The organism is Acetomicrobium mobile (genome assembly GCF_937920065.1).
This window is the reverse complement of record NZ_CALETC010000328.1, coordinates 1-2,329: the sequence shown is the minus strand read 5'-3', so window position 1 is coordinate 2,329 and position 2,329 is coordinate 1. Positions and strand designations below refer to the sequence as shown.

The following is a 2,329-nucleotide window of genomic DNA, read 5'->3' as shown; positions in this document are numbered from 1 at the left end:
CTTCACTACAGCGGCGTTCAGTCCGTATCCATCTTTTAATCTGTGAGGCAAGTAATATCTCGCATGCCAACCCATAGAACTTGCAAACTCACTTGCAAGAAGAGCGGAGGCAACACCGTCCACATCGTAATCGCCATAAAGCGCTACTTTGCTTCCCCTCGGAAGCGACTGTAATATAGCAGGTACATCTCGTCCACTAGTACATAACAAAAGATTAGACATTAACAAATCAAGGCTCGGATGCAACCATGCCCGAGCCTCCTGAAAATCCAAATGTTCGCCATGTTTTATGTACAACGCCAGCGCCACCAACTCATGAGATTGAAGTGATTGCGCCAGCTCACCGGGAAGATCATCAAAGCTCCAAATGCTCAATTTTGAATATGGCTGTAAAGGAATCACTTCTCAAATTCTGTCCCTTGATTTTCAGCGAATTCAGTTTCAGACGATGCCTCTTTCGTCAAAGAGGCACTTCCACGTTGCAAAGCCTCCAACAGAGAACGCTTTTCTTCTTCTAAGTCAGCAATACGCTTTTTTAGCTCCTTGATGTCATTTCTATATTTATTACGAGATTCAACATGAGCAGCAAATGACGTTATCCACATCAAAACCGCTCCAGCTGCAAAGACAAGCACTTCCCATATGCCTTGGTGAAGTGACCACTGCCACATTAAAAATTTCACTACCACCATACCACTATTCTGAACTGCATAAAAAGCCGCTAATAACATCCCTAACGCTAATGCCAGCACGTAGCTCTTCATGGGAGTCCCACCTTTTATAGTTAATATATTAAACTACTTCCCACCTTTCCCATTGCAATGGATGAAACGTTGACTATATCTGCTTCGGATCATTGGGCTATCCTCTTTTTCCAGATTTTTTAGATATTTTTCCCTCCAAACTTCCTCCCAAAGGGGATCGTATATCTCCTTCATCCTTCTGGCATATTCGTCTAAACCCGTTGCAAGCTCATTGAGCAATTTGTCCGCACCGGGGTGGGTTGGGTGTGCGCCATACTCGGCCACTAATTCCCTTAATGCCGCTGGATGATCGATGATGAGACAAGGACGAAGTAAATTATCATCATCGTAAGGCTGACGTGATCGTATTGCCTCAAAAAAGGGACTCAACAGAACTTCAACGAGCGTTTTCTCTCTAATGTTATCTACGGCGAAATGACAAAATACACAAGGCTCAACGGCACCATTGGAAATCACATGCAAATATCTAAAGCCAGCTGCTATGCAACCGTCAACATAAGGACCATCGTTCCAAAAATCGCCCAAGAATATCGGATATTTCGACCTCCACTCATCGACCTTCTTCTTTAAGTAAGCTCGCTGTTCCGGTGTAGCCATGTAAGACAGATCAGGGTCATGACCAGTGGGTATGTATTGAAAGAACCAACCAACCTTACATCCTTCTTCTAGCATATGTTCTATGAATTCATCGCTAGATATATAGGAAGCACTTGTACGAGTGCATGTGGCGCTAAAGCCGTATAACACGCCCTTTTTTCTAAGTCTGCGATATGTTTCTATTATTTTATTATACATTCCGGGCCCTCGCCGGAAATCTGTTTCTTCTGGCGTGCCCTCTATGGAAATCATGGGCGCTACATTGCCCAGTTCAACTAGCTTATCGGCTACCTCGTCGGTAATCAACGTACCGTTAGTGTAAACTTGAAAGTAACAATCGTCATGTTTAGCCCAAATATCAAAAAGGTCTTTTCTTGTAAAGGGCTCACCACCGGATATGGTAAAAAAGTACATCCCGAGCTCCTTGGCTTGACAGATGAGATCGTCTATTTCCTCTGTAGTTAGGTCGCTGGAAGTATCGTATGACCCTGCGTAGCACCCTTTGCATTTTAAGTTGCACCTCATCGTTGGACTTATCACCATAAAGTTGGGTATATGAATCCCCAGCTCCTTCATTTTCCTATCCCTAATGCCTCGCGAAAGAACCATGAAGTTTACTATCAAGTTTACGATTAGCTTTTTTCGGCAATTAGGATGAAGCTCCCTAAAAACCCTTCTAAAGACCCCAACAAAGGGATGATTTTCCCTCGCCATTTCTGCCAGTTCTTTGAAGGTCTCGCGCTGGAATTTAGCTGGTGCCAAACGTGATATAGCATCAAATAGTAACGCGAGCTTTTCGTCATCTCCCTCTTCAATCAACTTAACAACCTGGTTTAAGAGAGCTGCAGAAATCATCCCCTTTAGCCGGTCTGCTAAACTCATAACCATCGAAAACGCCTCCTTTGAGCCCATTAAAAACTTATCTTAAAGGTTAGCTCTCTGCTCTTCCAACGCCTTTACCCTTGACT

2 protein-coding genes and 1 pseudogene are annotated in these 2,329 nt (G+C 43.8%); all 3 read right to left on the bottom strand.

What is annotated here, in order from left to right; translation table 11 throughout:
* Nucleotides 1-375, bottom strand: a pseudogene (locus tag Q7P41_RS12255) (single-stranded DNA exonuclease RecJ); the annotation flags it as partial.
* A gap of 23 nt (nt 376-398) precedes the next feature.
* On the bottom strand, nt 399-764 hold the full coding sequence (locus Q7P41_RS12250) for a LapA family protein (RefSeq protein ID WP_303884631.1): 366 nt from the start codon (nt 762-764) through the stop codon (nt 399-401).
* A 33-nt stretch (nt 765-797) separates the two neighbouring features.
* A complete protein-coding gene (locus Q7P41_RS12245) occupies nt 798-2,249 on the bottom strand; it encodes a radical SAM protein (RefSeq protein WP_303884630.1) in 1,452 nt (483 codons plus the stop codon).
* Nucleotides 2,250-2,329 lie beyond the last annotated feature (80 nt).

Excerpts from the sequence above, each read along its gene's own strand:
- Q7P41_RS12250 (WP_303884631.1), bottom strand. The coding sequence starts at position 764 with ATGAAGAGCTACGTGCTGGCATTAGCGTTAGGGATGTTATTAGCGGCT.
- Q7P41_RS12245 (WP_303884630.1), bottom strand. The coding sequence starts at position 2,249 with ATGGTTATGAGTTTAGCAGACCGGCTAAAGGGGATGATTTCTGCAGCT.